Origin of the sequence: Oryzomicrobium terrae, assembly GCF_008274805.1 — a bacterium.
Classification (GTDB): domain Bacteria; phylum Pseudomonadota; class Gammaproteobacteria; order Burkholderiales; family Rhodocyclaceae; genus Oryzomicrobium; species Oryzomicrobium terrae.
In genome coordinates, this window is sequence record NZ_CP022579.1 from 867871 (window position 1) to 884151 (window position 16281).

The following is a 16281-nucleotide window of genomic DNA, read 5'->3' on the forward strand; positions in this document are numbered from 1 at the left end:
CCAGGTGTCGGATGTTGCTGACGCAGGGATGATGCCGGAGCATCCCCTGGCCTTCGACGTGGTGACCATTTTTCCGGAAATGTTCGCCGCCGTCGGTCAGTACGGGGTGACCCGCCGCGGCCTGGAAGAAGGCCGCTGGACGCTGAACTGCTGGAACCCGCGCGACTTCACGGCGGACAATTATCGCCGGGTGGACGACCGGCCTTTCGGCGGCGGTCCGGGCATGGTGATGCAGCCGGCCCCCCTGGAAGCGGCGATTGCCGCGGCCAAGGCGCGTCAGCGCCAGGCCGGCGCAGCACGCAGCCGGGTGATCTACCTGTCGCCGCAAGGCGCGCCCCTGACCCACGAGCGGGTCATGGCGCTGAAGGATGAACCTGGGCTGGTGCTGCTGTGCGGGCGCTACGAAGGGGTCGACGAACGGCTGCTTGAACGTTGTGTCGACGAAGAGATTTCGTTGGGGGATTTCGTCCTGTCTGGCGGCGAGATCCCGGCGATGGCCCTGATCGACGCCGTCGTCCGGCAACTGCCGGGGGTGCTGAACGATGCCGCTTCCGCCGTGGAAGACTCGTTCGTCACGGGGCTGCTGGATTGCCCCCACTACACCCGCCCCGAGGTGTACGAAGAGATGCCGGTGCCGGCGGTGCTGCTGTCCGGCAACCACAAGGAAATTCGCCGCTGGCGCCTGAAAATGGCGCTCAAGCGAACCCGGGAACGCCGCCCGGAGCTTCTCGCGAAGCTGAAGGCAAGTCGGCCGCTTTCGGCCGAAGAAGCGCATCTGCTCGCAGAAATCGAGCGGGAGGCCGCCCAGGCGGAATCCCCCTCGGCGTAAGGCGAGCAGCTCTGCGGTCGATACAAACGGGTCGTATCACAGCAGTCTTCCCGTCCAACAAGGAGTTCGACATGAACCTGATCCAGCAACTGGAACAAGAAGAAATCGCCCGTCTGGGCAAGACCATCCCCAACTACGCTCCCGGCGACACCGTGATCGTCCAGGTGAAGGTCAAGGAAGGTAACCGCGAGCGTCTGCAGGCTTACGAAGGCGTGGTTATCGCCAAGCGTAACCGCGGCCTCAACTCCTCCGTCATCGTCCGTAAGATCTCTTCCGGCGAAGGCGTGGAGCGGACGTTCCAGATCTACTCCCCCCTGGTCGCTTCGATTGAAGTGAAGCGCCGCGGTGATGTGCGTCGCGCCAAGCTGTACTACCTGCGCGACCGCTCCGGCAAGTCTGCCCGGATCAAGGAAAAGCTCGAGCGTCGCCAGGGCTGATGCCCCGCAGCCAGGCCCCGGATTCGTTCCGGCGGCCCGGCTGCGACGACGTGACGGGGCCCCCGGGAAACCGGGGGCCCTGTTTTTTTTGTCCGTCGCCCTCAGCGACCAACCTGGCGCCTGGTCCACAACCGGTCATGCTGGGCGATCGTCCCCGACGCTGGCTAGTGTTCGCCGGGGTGACCTGCGACAACATGTCGCCCCGGGTTGCGGCCCTGTGTCGCAGGGCCGGGCCGGCGCTTCTTCCTATACTCCGCCCCTTGTTTTCACGACAAGGGAGCGAGGATATGACCCCATTACACGGGACCCGGCGACACGGGCCCACCCGGATCGCCCTGGCGGTGGCCCTGGCCTGCGCCGCGCCGGCCCTGCTGGCGCAGACGGTGGCGAGCCAGCAGCAGACCGTGGCGGCCGCCGACAAGGCGGCCACCCTGGACGAAGTGGTGGTGACCGCCGAGCGCATGGATACGCCGCTCACCGTGGTCACCGATCCCCGGGCGCCGCGCCAGCCGGTACCGGCCCAGGACGGCGCCGACATCCTCAAGACCATCCCCGGCTTCTCGGTGATCCGCAAGGGCGGCACCGACGGCGACCCGGTGCTGCGCGGCCTGGCCGGCTCGCGCCTGAACATCCTGCTCGACGGCGAGCAGATCCTGGGCGGCTGCGGCGGGCGCATGGACCCGCCCACGGCCTACGTCTTCCCCGAGTCCTACGACAGCTTGCGCGTCATCAAGGGGCCCCAGACGGTGCAATGGGGGCCGGGCAATGCGGCCGGGACGGTGCTGTTCGAACGCAACTGGCCGCGCTGGCCCGCCGCCGGCGCCAAGTTCTACGGTAGCGCCCTGGTGGGCAGCTTCGGCCGCAACGACGAGATGGCCGATTTCCAGATCGGCAACACCCAGGCCTACGCCAAGGTGGTGGGCACCCACACCCAGGCGAGCGACTACCGCGACGGCAGCGGCACCACGGTCCATTCCAAGTACAACCGCTGGAGCGGATACGGCGCCGTGGGCCTGACCCCGGACGCCGATACCCGCATCGAGCTGTCCACCGCCGCCAGCGATGGCGAGGCGGCCTACGCCGACCGGGGCATGGACGGCACCAAGTTCAGCCGGCAGAACGCCACCCTCAAGTTCGAGAAGCGCAACCTCTCGCCGGTGGTGCAGAAGGTCGAGGCGATCGCCTACTGGAACTACATCGACCACATCATGGACAACTACAGCCTGCGCACTGCCACGGGCACCAAGATGTTGAGCAACCCGGATCGGGAAACCTATGGCGGGCGGGCGGCAGCCACCCTGCGCCTGGGGGAGCTGACCCAGCTGGTGCTGGGGGCGGACCATGCCACCAACATCCACACCCTGCGCACGGCCATGGGCAACGGCGTGTACGCCGTTGGCGGCGTGCCCCGGGTGGAGGACGCGCGCTTCGAGCAGACCGGCGTGTTCGGCGAGTTGACCCACTACCTGGGCGAGAAGCAGCGCCTGATCGGCGGCCTGCGCAGCGACTTCTGGTCGGGCACGGATCACTTCAAGGTAAACGGTGCGCCCCGGGCCAGTTACGGCCAGACGCGGCGCGACACCCTGACCAGCGGCTTTTTTCGCTACGAGCAGGACTTTGCCGCCGGCCAGACCGCCTACGCCGGCCTGGGTTACGTCGAGCGTTTCCCCGACTACTGGGAGCTGGCCAAGCAGAGCCAGAACAGCAACAGCGCCTGGAACACCCGGCCGGAAAAGACCGCTCAGTTCGACACCGGCGTGCTGTGGCGCCACGGCGACTGGGACGCCACCGTGGCCGCGTTCTACGGCAAGACCGACGATTACATCCTGATCCAGAACGTCGGCAGCGGCATGGCCGCGCGCACCCTCAGCCGCAATGTGGACGCCACCCGCTACGGCGGCGAGGCCAGTCTGGGCTACCGCTTCACGTCGTCCTGGCGCAGCGACCTGACCCTGGCCTGGGTGCGCGGCAGCAACGACACCGACGACCGCCCCCTGGCCCAGACGCCGCCCCTGGAGGCGCGCTGGAGCGTCGGCTTCGACAACGGCGTGTGGAGCGCCGGCACCCTGACCCGGCTGGTGGCCCGCCAGGACCGTGTGGCCATCGGCCAGGGCAACATCGTCGGCCAGGACATCGGCGAGGCCGGCGGCTTTGCCGTGTTCTCGGTCAATGCCGGCTGGAAACCGAGCAAGAAGCTGCGCCTGACCGCCGGGGTGGACAACCTGTTCAACCGCACCTACGCCGAGGCCATCAGCCGGGCTGGCGCCATGGTGGCCGGCTACGGCCAGACCACCCGGGTCAACGAGCCGGGACGCACCGGCTGGCTCAAGCTGACGATCGCTCTGGAATAAGGGCGAAACAAGGCCGGGTAAAGAGCGCTGGCGAGCACTGGCCTAAACCCCGCGCCAATAGGCGATCTTCGAGGTGGTGCCTCGGAGAACAAGGATTGGCGCGGTGTTTCAGGCATATGCCGTGAAGAACGCCTATTGGCGCGGGGTTTGGCTGGGTACTGCCTCAGCCGCCCCGCATTGGCGGGCGGCGACGGAGGGGGCGGGCAACCATTTCGGTGTCCATGGTGCTACTAGCTGCGCTTCTGCGGACCGCCGGGACGGATCGCGGTCGATTCGATACCCGTGCCGGCCGCGTTGTTTGCGCAGATCCTGGCAACAAAAAACCCAGCCACCGGGCTGGGTTTTTTGTGGGCTGCCGCCGCTGCGGCCAGGGGCGAACTCAGCCCTGGCGCTTGTCGCGCTCGATCAGGGCGTAGGCCGAGTGGTTGTGGATCGACTCGAAGTTCTCCGATTCGGCCACGTAGGCCACCACGCGGGGTTCGGCGTTGAGGCGGGCGGCCACGTCGCGAACCATGTCCTCGACGAACTTCGGGTTGTCGTAGGCGCGCTCGGTGACGAACTTCTCGTCCGGGCGCTTCAGCAGGCCGTACAGCTCGCAGGAAGCCTCATCCTCCACCAGGCGCACCAGTTCCTCGATCCACAGGTGGCCGTCCAGCTCGGCGGTGATGGTGACGTGGGAGCGCTGGTTGTGGGCGCCGTAGTCGGAAATCTTCTTCGAGCAGGGGCACAGGCTGGTCACCGGCACCACCACCTTGAGCGAGAACGACACCTGGCCGTTACGGATGTCGCCGATGAAGGTGACGTCGTAGTCGAGCAGGCTCTGCACGCCGGATACTGGCGCGGTCTTGTTGATGAAGTAGGGGAAGTTCATCTCGATGTGGCCGGTTTCGGCCTCGAGACGCTGGACCATGTCGCGCAGCATGGCCGGAAAGGATTCCACCGAGATCTCGCGCTCGCGGGAGTTGAGGATCTCCACGAAGCGGGACATGTGGGTGCCCTTGAAGTTGTGTGGCAGGCCCACGTACATGTTGAAGGTGGCCACGGTGTGCTGCACGTCGCCGCTGCGGTCGCTGATCTGGACCGGGTGGCGGATCGACTTGATGCCGACCTTGTTGATCGCCAGCTGCCGGGTGTCGGCGGAAGACTGGACGTCGGGGATGGCGAGATGCTGGGGGGTAGAAGTCATTTTTTTAACCTAACGGCCTATGTTAGTGAAGGCTAACATGGGGAGTGTAAATACCGAAGCAAATTACTCAACTATTGCCGCCATGGCGCCAGGCTATCGGCGGGCGAGCCAAAGGGTCATGCGCCTTTCAGCGCGGCGACGATGCCCTGGGCGTCGAGGCCGATTTCAGCCAGCAACTGGCTCTGGTCGCCATGGTCGATGAAGCGGTCGGGCAGGCCGAGGCGGGTCAGGGGCACGTTCAGGCCGCGCTCCTCCAGCACCCGGGCCACTTCGCTGCCGGCCCCGCCAATGGTGGCGTTCTCTTCCAGCACCACCAGCCGCGCGTGGCTGCGCGCCAGTTGTTCGACCAGGTCGGCGTCGAGGGGCTTGATGAAGCGCATGTTGGCCACGGTGGCATCCAGTTCCTCGGCGGCTGCGAGCGCCGGGCCGACCAGGCTGCCGAAAGCGAGCAGGGCGATGTCGCGGCCCTGGCGGCGGATCTCGCCCTTGCCCAGGGGCAGGGTGGCCAGGTCGCCGCCCGGGGCCACGCCCAGGCCGCTGCCGCGCGGGTAGCGCACCGCCGCCGGCCCCGGGTATTGGTAGGCGGTGGTGAGCATGGCGCGGCACTCGGCCTCGTCGGCCGGAGCCATCACCACCATGTTGGGGATGCAGGCCAGGAACGACAGGTCGAAGGCGCCGTGGTGGGTCGCGCCGTCGGCACCGACCAGGCCGCCCCGGTCGATGGCGAAGGTGACGTCCAGGTTCTGCAGGGCCACGTCGTGGACCAGCTGGTCGTAGGCGCGCTGCAGGAAGGTGGAGTAGATCGCCACCACCGGCTTGAGACCCTCGCAGGCCAGACCGGCGGCGAAGGTCACGGCGTGCTGTTCGGCGATGCCGACATCGAAATAGCGCTGCGGATACTGCTCGGCGAACTTGACCAGGCCCGAGCCCTCGCGCATCGCCGGGGTAATGCCCACCAGGCGTTCGTCGGAGGCCGCCATGTCGCATAGCCAGGTGCCGAAGATCGAGGTGTAGGTCGGCTTGCCGCCGCCCTTGCCGCCCTGGATGCCGTTTTCGGTGTCGAACTTGGAAACGCCGTGGTAGAGCACCGGATCGGCTTCGGCCAGCTTGTAGCCCTGGCCCTTCCGCGTCACCACGTGAAGGAAGATCGGCCCGGTCAGGCTCTTCAGGTTCTCCAGGGTGGGGATCAGGGCGTCCAGGTCGTGGCCGTCGATGGGGCCGAAGTAGGTGAAGCCGAATTCCTCGAACAGGGTGCCCGGGTTGAGCATGCCCTTCATGTGCTCTTCGGCGCGGCGCGCCAGTTCGAGCAGGGGCGGAGCTACGCCGAGGACCTTTTCAGCGCCGCGCCGGGCGGCGTTGTAGGTGCGGCCGGAGAGCAGGCGCACCAGGTACTTGTTGAGCGCCCCCACCGGCGGCGAGATCGACATCTCGTTGTCGTTGAGGATGACCAGCAGGTTGGCGTCGGTGACCCCGGCGTTGTTGAGCGCCTCGAAGGCCTGGCCGGCGCTCATGGCGCCATCGCCGATGATCGCCACGGTGCGCCGTTCCTCGCCCTTGAGCTTGGCCGCCAGGGCCATGCCCAGGGCGGCGGAGATCGAGGTGGAGGAGTGGCCGACGCCGAAGGTGTCGTACTCGCTCTCGCAGCGCTTGGGAAAGCCCGACAGCCCGTGGTACTGGCGCAAGGTAGCCATGCGCTCGCGGCGGCCGGTGAGGATCTTGTGCGGGTAGGTCTGATGGCCCACGTCCCACACCAGCCGGTCCTCCGGGGTATTGAACACGGCGTGCAGGGCGATGGTCAGCTCCACCGTGCCCAGGTTGGACGACAGGTGGCCGCCGGTGCGCGACACCGAGTCGAGGAGGTAGGCCCGCAGTTCGTCGGCGAGGCTTTTCAGCTGCTTGCGATCGAGCCGGCGCAGGTCGGCGGGCTGGTCGATGGTGGGAAGGAGGGGGGTGGTCATGACCGCAGGACTACAGCGTGGCGCACGTGGCGGGCGTCGGGGAGGCCCGCCTCAATAGCGACGGTGGGTGATGAACCCGGTGAGCTGGCGCAGCCGTTCGGCCCGTTCGCCGAAGGGTTCGAGCGCCGCCAGGGCATCGGATTGCAGGGATTCGGCCAGGTCCTGGGCGCCGCTCAGGCCGAGCAGGCTGACGTAGGTCGGTTTTTCGGCGGCGGCATCCTTGCCCGCCGTCTTGCCCAGGGTGGCGGTGCTGGCGGTGCAGTCGAGGATGTCGTCCACTACCTGGAAGAGCAGTCCGGCGCGCTTGGCGAAGTGGTCGAGACGCTGCCGGTCGGCGGCGTCCATGGGCGCGCCGGCCAGGGCGCCGAGCAGCACGGCGGCGCGGATCAGGGCACCGGTCTTCAACACGTGCATCAGTTCCAGCTCGGGCTGGGTCAGGGGCTTGCCCACCGAGGCCAGGTCGATGGCCTGGCCGCCGGCCATGCCCTGGGAGCCGGAGGCGTGGGCGAGCAGGGCGACCATCTCCAGCTGCACCGCCGGAGGGGCGATGGGCTCCCGGGCGAGCAGTTCGAAGGCCAGGGTCTGCAGGGCGTCGCCCACCAGCAGGGCGGTGGGCTCGTCGTATTCGACGTGGCAGGTGGGACGGCCGCGGCGCAGCACGTCGTCGTCCATGCACGGCAAATCGTCATGGACCAGAGAATAGGCGTGGATCAGTTCGACGGCGCTGGCCGCGACCTCCAGGGCGTCTACCGGGGCGCCGCTGATCTCGCCGGCGGCAAAGGCGAGCAGGGGGCGCACCCGTTTGCCGCCGCCCAGGACGGCGTAGCGCATGGCGTCGTGCAGCCGGGCCGGCGTCTGGCCGGCGCCGGGCAGCAGGCGGGCCAGGGCGTGCTCGGTGCGTGCCTGCACCGCGGCCATCCAGTCGGGGAAGGGCGTGGGGGGGGCGAGGTGGGGCGTGCTCATGCCGGGGTGCCTGTGGGCGGCGCCAGGTCGCGCAGGGCGCCGGCTTCGAGCACCTGGATGCGCTGTTCGGCGTCCGCCAGTTGGCCTTGGCAGTGCTTGAGCAACTCCATGCCGCGGCGATAGGCTTCGAGGGATTCTTCCAGCGGCAATTGGCCGCCTTCCATACCCTGGACCAGTCGTTCCAGCTCGGCCAGGGCGTCCTCGAATTTCGGCGGAGCGGCAGGGGCCGAGGCCGCCGGGTCGGGCGACTTCGCTGCTTTCCGAGGGGGGGTGCCGGTTTGATCCATATCAACAGGGTCGGGGAAACGCGGAAACGTACCGTAAAAAAAGGCTTTTGGTCAAATTGGAACCCGGCTAAAATCCCGCCTCCCTGTTGTTTTCACAGATTTTTTCGGCATTTCATTTTGTTTGTGCCCAGGGCTGATTCTGGAGGTCCGGCTATGTCCGACATCGCTACCCGCATGCAACTTGCACCGGCAGTCTCCCAACTGCCGGTGGACTGGTATTTCGACGAGAAGCTTTTCGAATTGGAGAAAAAGCTGCTCTTCGATGCCGGTCCGGGGTACGTCGGTCACCAGCTGATGGTGCCGGAAGCGGGCAACTACCGTTCCCTGGAATGGGCCGACCACGGCCGCATGCTGGTCAACAACGCCGACCAGGGCACCTGGCTGATGTCCAACATCTGCCGCCACCGCCAGGCGATCATGCTGCAGGGGTCGGGCACCCTCGATTCGACCATCGTCTGCCCGATCCACCGCTGGACCTACGACCGCCAGGGTGAGCTGATCGGCGCCCCGCACTTTCCTCAGAACCCCTGCCTGAACCTGAACAAGGTGCAGCTGCAGAACTGGAACGGCCTGCTCTTCCAGGGCCCCCGCGACGTAGCCGCCGACCTGGCGGGCATGAAGGTGGCCGGTGAATTCGATTTTTCCGGCTACAAGCTCGACCGGGTCGAGTTGCACGAGTGCAACTACAACTGGAAGACCTTCATCGAGGTGTACCTGGAGGACTACCACGTCGCCCCCTACCACCCGGGCCTGGGCAACTTCGTCACCTGCGACGACCTGACCTGGCAGTTCGGCGACTGGTACTCGGTGCAGAAGGTGGGCATCACCTCCCTGCTCAAGGAAGGCTCGCCGGTCTATGGCCGCTGGCAAAAGGCGGTGCGCGACTACTACGCCGACCGGGGTGAGACGCCGCGCCAGGGGGCGGTGTGGCTGACCTACTTCCCCAATATCATGGTCGAGTGGTACCCCCACGTGCTGGTGGTATCCCAGCTGATTCCCCAGGACGTGAACAAGACCCTCAACGTGGTGGAGTTCTACTACCCGGAGGAGATCGTCGATTTCGAGCGCGAGTTCATCGAGGCCGAGCAGGCCGCCTACATGGAAACCGCCATCGAGGACGACGACATCGGCGAGCGCATGGACCGGGGCCGCTACGCCCTGATGAAGGAAGGGCGCAACGAAGTCGGTCCCTACCAGAGTCCGATGGAAGACGGCATGCAGCACTTCCACGAGTTCTACCGCCAGCTGATCGTCCCCCACCTGTAAGCCGCGTGGGCGGGGGCGGCGCTTGCCGCCGCTCCCGCCCTTGCGCGCATACGCCACGGGGCGCCGGTGTTGTGGCCAGGCAGTGCGCTGGCCGTACAATCCGGCGCCCCGTTTCATTTTTGGAGTCCGCCCGTGCAATCCCTGTGGATGCTGGCCGCCAGCCTGCTGTTCGCCTGCATGGGCGTGTGCGTCAAGCTCGCCAGCAGCGCCCACAGCGCCGCCGAGATCGTCTTCTGGCGCTCCCTGTTGTCGTTCCTCTTCATCTACGCCTATGCGCGTAGCCGCGGGCTGTCGCTGACCACGCCCCACTGGCGCTTCCAGCTGCAACGCGCGGTGTCCGGGCTGCTGTCGCTGATGCTCTATTTCTACGGCATCGTGATGCTGCCCCTGGCCACCGCCGTCACCCTCAACTACACCTCGCCCCTGTTCCTCGCCCTGTTCCTGGTGGTGCTGGCCGGGCACCGTCCGCCGTTGATGCTGTGGCTGTCCCTGGGGCTGGGGTTTGTCGGCGTGATCTTGCTGCTGCATCCGGTGTTTTCCGGCGACCAGTGGCTGGCCGGGGCGCTGGCCCTGGGTTCCGGCGTGCTGGCCGGATTGGCCTACTACAACGTCAAGGAACTGGGCGCCCTGGGGGAGTCGGAGTGGCGCACCGTGCTGTACTTCTCCGGCCTGTCCACCGTCGGCGCCGGTCTGTGGCTGCTGGTCAGCGGCGAAGGGCTGGGGGCGTTCACCCTGCGCGGCGGGGTGCCGACCTTGCAACTGCTCGGCGTCGGCGGTTTCGCCACCCTGGCCCAGCTGGCCATGACCCGGGCCTACAAGCGCGGCCGCACCTTCCTTTCGGCCAGCCTGGCCTATTCGACGGTGGTGTTTGCCAGCCTGTTCGGCGCCGTGCTGTGGGACGAGACCATCGCCGCCGAAGGCTGGCTGGCGATCCTCCTGATCGCCGCCAGCGGCCTGCTCGCCAGCCGCTACAGCCGGGCGCCGACCCGGCCCGCCGCCACCCCCTGAGCGTGGCGGAGAACAAGTCCTGACGCCGGTGATAGACTGGTTCCATCCAATCACAACAAGCGGAGGGCTCCATGATCGTCACCGACCATCAACCTGGGCGGGTTACCGTTAACGTCTATGGCGAATTCACCCTGGCGGACTACCGGGAGCTGGAAGAGCTGGTCAATTTCAAGGTGCAGTTCGAAGGCCCGGTGGACCTGCTGCTCAACCTGAGCGAGATGGCGGGCTTCACCCTCGATCTGGCCTGGGAAGAAGTGAAGTTCGCCCGCCAGCACGCCGCCGATTTCCGCCGCATCGCCGTGGTGTCGTCCAGCCAGTGGGTGGCCTGGAGCGCCTGGCTGAACCGAACCTTCGTCGAAGCCGAAATCGCCGTCTTCGATAGCGCCAGCGACGCCAACATCTGGCTGGGCGAGGCCGACGAAGTATGAGCGGGACGGTGCCGTCCTCTCCCCTGCTGAGTGTGGCCGGCCTGGCTGCACAACTGTCCGATCCGGCCCTGCGGGTGGTGGATTGCCGTCACGACCTGGCCAACCCCGCCGCCGGCGAAGCGGCCTACGGTGTCGGTCATATTCCTGGCGCCGTGTTCGCCCACCTCGACCGGGATCTGTCCGGGGCCATGAACGGCCGCAACGGCCGCCATCCCCTGCCCGAGGCGGCCACGCTGGCCGCCCGCCTGGGGCTGTTGGGCATCGGCCCGGAAACCCGAGTGGTGGCTTACGACGACGGCCCCGGCATGTTCGCGGCACGCCTATGGTGGCTGTTGCGCTGGCTTGGCCACGACCGGGTGGCGGTGCTCGACGGCGGCCTGGCAGCGTGGAAGTCGGCGGGGCACCCCCTTGAAACGCCGCGCCCAGAGCCAATCTCCGAGCACCTACCGTGGAGATCGGCCATGGACGTGGTTTCCGCGGGGGAGGTGCTGGAGAACCTTGATCGGCGCGCCTTTCAGCTGGTCGATGCCCGAGCTCCCGACCGCTTTCGCGGTGAAAACGAAACCCTCGACCCGGTCGGCGGCCACATCCCCGGGGCGATCAACCGCTTTTTCCGCGACAACCTGGCCCCTGACGGCACCTTCAAGCCGGCGGCTCGGTTGCGCCAGGAGTGGCAAACGCTGCTGGCCGGGCGCGATCCCGCCCGCGTGGTGCACCAGTGCGGCTCCGGCGTTACCGCCTGCCACAATTTGCTGGCCATGGAAGTGGCCGGTCTGGCGGGCTCGCGCCTCTATGCCGGGTCCTGGAGCGAATGGGTGAGCGACCCGGCGCGACCGGTGGCTCGCTGACGCCAGTCTGACGGCATAAAAGTTGTGATTTTGCCGTCAACCGGCGACGATGTGGCTGCGTTGTAGACCCTAACCGGCTCTGGCGAGCCGGCGTGTTGCGCACTCTCTCTCGCTTGCCAAAAAAGGATCTGCCATGAAATTCGCTCCCCTGCTCCTCACCGCCCTGTTCGCCTCCGCCGCCATGGCGGCCGATGCGCCCGCGCCTGCCGCCCCGGCTGCTGACGCGCCCAAGGCCGAAATGGCCAAGCCTGCCAAGCCGGCCAAGCATGTGAAGAAGCACCACAAGGCGCACAAGGCTGCCAAGCCGGCCGCCGCTGCCGGCGCCGAAGCCGCTCCGGCCAAATAAGCCGGGCGGTACGGCAGCCCACGGCTGCTGTGTCGTGGAAGACCAAAGCAAACGGGCGACTCCGCAACGAGTCGCCCGTTTGCTTTGCCGGCGGCGTCTACTGGCCGTGGCGGCGCAAGGCCCAGGTCACGTGTTCGCGCACCAGTTCGGCGGGATGGTCGCGCCGACTGACCAGGGCAGCGATCACCTCGGGGCTGGTCGGTGCGTTGCCCAGGGCCACGGCGATGTTGCGCAGCCACCGTTCCCAGCCGATGCGGCGGATCGGGCTACCGGCCAGGCGCTGCTCGAAGTCTTCGGCGCTCCAGGCGAACAGCTGGGCCAGGGTGCTGCCGTCCAGGCCGTTGCGCGGCGCGAAGTCCGGGTCGCCGGGGTGGGCGAAGCGGTTCCACGGGCAAGCCAGCTGGCAGTCGTCGCAACCGTAGATGCGGTTGCCCATCAGGGGGCGCAGGTCTTCCGGAATGGCGCCGTGCAGTTCGATGGTCAGGTAGGAAATGCAGCGCCGCGCATCCATCTGGTACGGCGCGGTGATGGCGCCGGTGGGGCAGGCCGGCAGACAGCGCTGGCAATCGCCGCAGTGGCCGCCGTGGCCGGCTGGGCTGTCGGGGTCGTCCCCCTCGTTGTTGTCCGGCGGCGGGTCGATGGGCAGGGGCAGGTCGGTGAGAATTTCGCCGAGGAAGTGGTACGAGCCCTGGCGGGTCAGCAACAGGGTGTGCTTGCCACGCCAGCCCAGGCCGTTCTTGCTCGCCAGTTCCACCTCCATCACCGGCGCCGAGTCGGAAAACACCCGGTAACCGTGGGGGCCGACGGCGGCGGCGATGCGGTCGGCCAGCTTCTGCAGGCGGTTACGCACCACCTTGTGGTAGTCCCGGCCCAGGGCGTAGCGCGACACGTAGGCGAGGTGGGGCGATGTGAGCGCCTGCTCCGCTGGAAGAACCGGCCGTCCCTCGCCTTCGGGCCAGTAGGGCAGGCGCACCGAGATCACCGACAGGGCGCCGGGTACCAGGGTGTCGGGAGCGGCGCGCAGGTCGGCGTGGCGCGCCATATAATCCATCTCCCCGTGGCACCCGGCGGCCAGCCAGGCGGTCAGCTTGGCCTGGGCGGCCGGCGAAATCCTCGCCCGGCCGATGTGGGCGGAGGCAAAGCCCAGTTCCCCGGCCCAGCCGCGAATCTGCCCGGGCAGCCCGGCCAGGGCGTCCGGCGTCCGTGGGTGATCCGGTGCCGCACCACCTGCCACGGCCGTGGGGGCGCCGACGCCGTCCGGGGAGGATGGTGCGTCGCGGTCATCCAATCGAATTTGATCCGAAGAAGGGGAGTGTTGCCCGTGCATAGCCAAGAGTTTAGCGAGTCCCCACTTACCCTGCATCTGGCCCGTGAAGCGGATACCGTCGCCCTGGGGGCCGCCTTGGCTCCGGCCCTGGCGCCCGGTCTGGTGATTCACCTGGACGGGGACCTGGGGGCCGGCAAAACCACCCTGACCCGGGCTCTGCTGCGCGCCCTGGGCCACGCGGGTCCGGTCAAGAGTCCCACGTACGCGCTGGTTGAAGTTTATAAACTTTTGAACTTATACTTGTATCACTTTGATTTTTATCGCTTCGAATACCCGGAAGAGTTTCTTGAAGCCGGCTTGGCCGACTATTTCCGCGATGACAGCGTTTGCATCGTCGAATGGCCGGACAAGGCCGCAGGCGTGGCGCCGCCGCCGGACCTGCGGATCGGCCTGCGTCACGAGGGCGACGGCCGCCGGGTGGAGCTCGTCCCTGTCAGTAAAAAGGGGGCACTATGTCTGACCAGAATCGACCCCGCACAGCTCTCTCCCTTCCGGACGAAGTGACTCCTTCGCCCGCGCGTCGCCGCGTCGTTGCCGGCGGCGTTTCCCTGCTCCTGCTCTGCTCGCCCTGGGCGCGGGCCGCCACCCGCTCGACGGCGCCGTCGATCCTGGCGGTGCGCGTTTGGCCGGCGGCCGACTACACCCGGGTGACCCTGGAGCTCGACGCCCCCCTCAAATACACCTATTTCGCAGTCAAGAACCCGGACCGCCTGGTGGTGGACATCGAGGGCATCGAGCTCAACGCCGCCCTGAAGAGCCTGGCCAACAAGATCGGCGCCGACGATCCCTACATCAAGCTGCTGCGCGCCGGCAATTTCAAGCCCGGCGTGGTGCGGCTGGTGATGGACCTGAAGACCGAGGTGGCGCCCCAGGTGTTCGCCCTCAAACCGGTGGGCGAGTACGGCCACCGGCTGGTGCTGGACATCTACCCGGCGGTGCCTGCCGATCCACTCATGTCCCTGCTCGACAAGCGCGAGGTAACGGGCGATCCGATGCAGGCCGCCGTCCGCGGCGAGCTCAAGCCCGAGCCGATGGAGCGGAGTGAGACCAGGATCGAGGCGCGCAAGCCTGCCGAGGCGGCGCCGGAGGCCCAGCCGAGCCAGGTGGCGCGGGAGAGCCGCGAGATCAAGGAGGCTCCGCGCAAGGGCAAACCGATCGTCGATCGGCTCGTCACCATCACCCTTGATCCCGGCCATGGCGGCGAGGATCCGGGGGCGGTGGGGCAGCGCGGTAGCCAGGAGAAGGTGGTCACCCTGGCCATCGCCAAGCGCCTCAAGGCCAAACTCGACGCCGAGCCGAACATGCGCGCCGTGCTCACCCGGGACTCGGATTTCTTCGTCCCCCTCGGCACCCGGGTGCAGAAGGCGCGCCGCCTGCAGGCCGACCTGTTCGTCTCGATCCATGCCGATGCCTGGGTCAAGCCCGATGCCCGGGGCTCGTCCGTGTTCGTCCTCTCGGAGCGGGGCGCCTCCAGCGCTGCGGCCCGCTACCTGGCGCAGAAGGAAAACGATGCCGACCTGGTGGGCGGCGTCAACTTCGGGGTCAAGGACGTGCATCTCGCCCAGACCCTGCTCGACCTGTCCCAGACCGCCACCAACAATGACAGTCTGAAGCTGGCCAAGTCGGTGTTGAAGGAGATGGGCGGCATCAACACCCTGCACAAGGCCGGGGTGGAACAGGCCGGCTTCGCCGTGCTGAAGGCGCCGGACATCCCCTCGATCCTGGTGGAAACTGCCTTCATCTCCAACCCGGAGGAAGAGCGGCGCCTAGTGGACGAGGGCTACCAGGATCAGGTGGCCGAGGCCATCCTGCGCGGCATCAAGGCCTACTTCGCCAAGAACCCGCCCCTGGCCAAGTCCCGCCTGGCCCGACTCGACTGAGGAACGAGCCGGCGCTGCCGCGCTGCTCCGGTCTTGCCCGGCGCCGCCCAAAAGGCGGCGCTTTCCTTTACAATTCAAGGTTTTTTGCAGCCTGGACAGGCTTTCCGCCCCTTCCCATTTCTCCCCATGCTGGTCCTGCGCGGTATCTCTCCCCCTTCGCCTACGGCAACGGTGCTCACCATCGGCAACTTCGACGGCGTGCACCGGGGCCATCGCGCCTTGCTCGCTCGCCTGCGCGCTGCGGCGGACCAGGCCGGCCTGCCGGCGGCGGTGCTGACTTTCGAGCCCCATCCCCGGGAATTCTTTACCCCGGCATCGGCGCCGGCGCGCTTGTCCACCCTGCGGGAAAAGCTGGAACTGTTGGCCGAGGCCGGGGTGGATCTGGTGTCCGTGTGCCGCTTCAATGCGTCTTTTGCCGCCCTGAGCGCCGACCAGTTCATCGAGAAGGTGCTGGTCCAGGGGCTCAAGGCGCGCCACCTGCTGATCGGCGACGATTTCCGCTTCGGCGCCAAGCGCGGCGGCGACTTCGCCCTGCTGCAACAGGCCGGGGCAAGCTGGGGCTTCGGCGTCGAAGCCATGGGCAGCGTGGTGCACGACGGCGAGCGGGTGTCCAGTTCGGCGGTGCGTGCCGCCCTGGCCGAGGGCGACATGGCCCATGCCGCCCGTTTGCTCAGCCGCCCCTATTCGATCGATGGCCGGGTGGTGCTTGGCCAGCAACTGGGGCGCCAGTTGGGCTTTCCCACCGCCAACATCCGCATCAAGCACGATCCCTTGCCCCTGTGCGGCGTCTTTGCCGTGGAAGTGGCCGGGCTGGGGGCCGCCGGCGCTCCCTTGGCCACCGGCGTGGCCAACCTGGGGGTGCGTCCTACCGTGGATGGCACCCGCCGGCCGCTCCTGGAGGTGCACCTGTTCGACTTTTCCGGCGACATTTACGGTCGCCACCTGTCGGTGCGCTTCGTCAAGAAACTGCGCGATGAGATGCGTTTTGCCGGCCTGGATGCCCTGAAGGCCCAGATCGCGCAGGATGCCCGGGATGCCCGGGCCTTCTTCGCATCCCGGGGACACCCCTGAGCGCGCCTGACCGTACCGCCCCAGACCGTTCCACCGATTCCCGCCCCGAATTTTCCGATTTCAAGATTTCAGATTCCCGCCCAAGAGCTACGAGAT

At 67.4% G+C, this 16281-nt stretch carries 16 protein-coding genes; 11 read left to right on the top strand and 5 right to left on the bottom strand.

What is annotated here, in order from left to right:
* The first annotated feature begins 31 nt into the window (after positions 1-31).
* From trmD to OTERR_RS03990, 3 genes are all read left to right on the top strand, one after another.
* The gene (gene trmD / locus OTERR_RS03980; protein WP_223115998.1) at positions 32-829 is read left to right on the top strand and encodes a tRNA (guanosine(37)-N1)-methyltransferase TrmD; all 798 of its coding nucleotides are present in this window, start codon (positions 32-34) and stop codon (positions 827-829) included.
* A gap of 71 nt (positions 830-900) precedes the next feature.
* Positions 901-1266 carry a 50S ribosomal protein L19 gene (rplS, locus tag OTERR_RS03985; RefSeq protein WP_054621984.1) on the top strand — a complete coding sequence of 122 codons (366 nt, stop codon included), beginning with the start codon at positions 901-903 and terminating at the stop codon, positions 1264-1266.
* Between the two features lie 287 nt (positions 1267-1553).
* Positions 1554-3617, top strand: a complete 2064-nt coding sequence (locus OTERR_RS03990; RefSeq protein WP_149424937.1) for a TonB-dependent copper receptor — start codon at positions 1554-1556, stop codon at positions 3615-3617.
* Between the two features lie 379 nt (positions 3618-3996).
* On the opposite strand, the gene folE2 is transcribed toward OTERR_RS03990, so the two are convergent.
* From folE2 to OTERR_RS04010, 4 genes are all read right to left on the bottom strand, one after another.
* Positions 3997-4803, bottom strand: a complete 807-nt coding sequence (gene folE2, locus OTERR_RS03995) for a GTP cyclohydrolase FolE2 (RefSeq protein ID WP_054621986.1) — start codon at positions 4801-4803, stop codon at positions 3997-3999.
* Between the two features lie 116 nt (positions 4804-4919).
* A complete protein-coding gene (dxs, locus tag OTERR_RS04000; protein ID WP_149424938.1) occupies positions 4920-6761 on the bottom strand; it encodes a 1-deoxy-D-xylulose-5-phosphate synthase in 1842 nt (613 codons plus the stop codon).
* Positions 6762-6812: 51 nt separating this feature from the next.
* Positions 6813-7724: a polyprenyl synthetase family protein gene (locus OTERR_RS04005; RefSeq protein WP_054621988.1), complete on the bottom strand. Its 912-nt coding sequence runs from the start codon at positions 7722-7724 to the stop codon at positions 6813-6815.
* Positions 7721-8011, bottom strand: coding sequence for an exodeoxyribonuclease VII small subunit (locus OTERR_RS04010; protein ID WP_149424939.1), 291 nt, complete (start codon positions 8009-8011; stop codon positions 7721-7723). The genes OTERR_RS04005 and OTERR_RS04010 overlap by 4 nt, the downstream gene beginning before the upstream one ends.
* Positions 8012-8164: 153 nt before the next feature.
* Between OTERR_RS04010 and OTERR_RS04015 the strand changes: the two genes are divergently transcribed.
* The 5 genes from OTERR_RS04015 to OTERR_RS04035 all read left to right on the top strand — a co-directional run bounded on the left by OTERR_RS04015 (position 8165) and on the right by OTERR_RS04035 (position 11907).
* Positions 8165-9277, top strand: coding sequence for an aromatic ring-hydroxylating oxygenase subunit alpha (locus OTERR_RS04015; protein WP_149424940.1), 1113 nt, complete (start codon positions 8165-8167; stop codon positions 9275-9277).
* 132 nt (positions 9278-9409) lie between these two features.
* The gene (locus OTERR_RS04020; RefSeq protein ID WP_054621991.1) at positions 9410-10285 is read left to right on the top strand and encodes a DMT family transporter; all 876 of its coding nucleotides are present in this window, start codon (positions 9410-9412) and stop codon (positions 10283-10285) included.
* 71 nt (positions 10286-10356) lie between these two features.
* Positions 10357-10713, top strand: coding sequence for a SpoIIAA family protein (locus OTERR_RS04025; RefSeq protein WP_054621992.1), 357 nt, complete (start codon positions 10357-10359; stop codon positions 10711-10713).
* Positions 10710-11561 (top strand): sulfurtransferase, encoded by an 852-nt coding sequence (locus OTERR_RS04030; protein WP_149424941.1) that lies wholly within the window; start codon positions 10710-10712, stop codon positions 11559-11561. The genes OTERR_RS04025 and OTERR_RS04030 overlap by 4 nt, the downstream gene beginning before the upstream one ends.
* Before the next feature lie 133 nt (positions 11562-11694).
* A complete protein-coding gene (locus tag OTERR_RS04035; protein WP_149424942.1) occupies positions 11695-11907 on the top strand; it encodes a hypothetical protein in 213 nt (70 codons plus the stop codon).
* Between the two features lie 97 nt (positions 11908-12004).
* On the opposite strand, the gene queG is transcribed toward OTERR_RS04035, so the two are convergent.
* Positions 12005-13141, bottom strand: coding sequence for a tRNA epoxyqueuosine(34) reductase QueG (queG, locus tag OTERR_RS04040; protein WP_425466029.1), 1137 nt, complete (start codon positions 13139-13141; stop codon positions 12005-12007).
* A gap of 87 nt (positions 13142-13228) precedes the next feature.
* On the opposite strand from queG, the gene tsaE reads away from it, so the two are divergent.
* The 3 genes from tsaE to OTERR_RS04055 all read left to right on the top strand — a co-directional run bounded on the left by tsaE (position 13229) and on the right by OTERR_RS04055 (position 16185).
* Positions 13229-13738 (top strand): tRNA (adenosine(37)-N6)-threonylcarbamoyltransferase complex ATPase subunit type 1 TsaE, encoded by a 510-nt coding sequence (gene tsaE, locus OTERR_RS04045; RefSeq protein ID WP_425466024.1) that lies wholly within the window; start codon positions 13229-13231, stop codon positions 13736-13738.
* Entirely contained in the window at positions 13735-15114 is a 1380-nt protein-coding gene (locus OTERR_RS04050) for an N-acetylmuramoyl-L-alanine amidase (protein WP_054621995.1), read from the top strand. Before tsaE ends, OTERR_RS04050 begins: the two co-directional genes overlap by 4 nt.
* 126 nt (positions 15115-15240) lie before the next feature.
* Positions 15241-16185: a bifunctional riboflavin kinase/FAD synthetase gene (locus OTERR_RS04055; RefSeq protein ID WP_149424945.1), complete on the top strand. Its 945-nt coding sequence runs from the start codon at positions 15241-15243 to the stop codon at positions 16183-16185.
* Positions 16186-16281 lie beyond the last annotated feature (96 nt).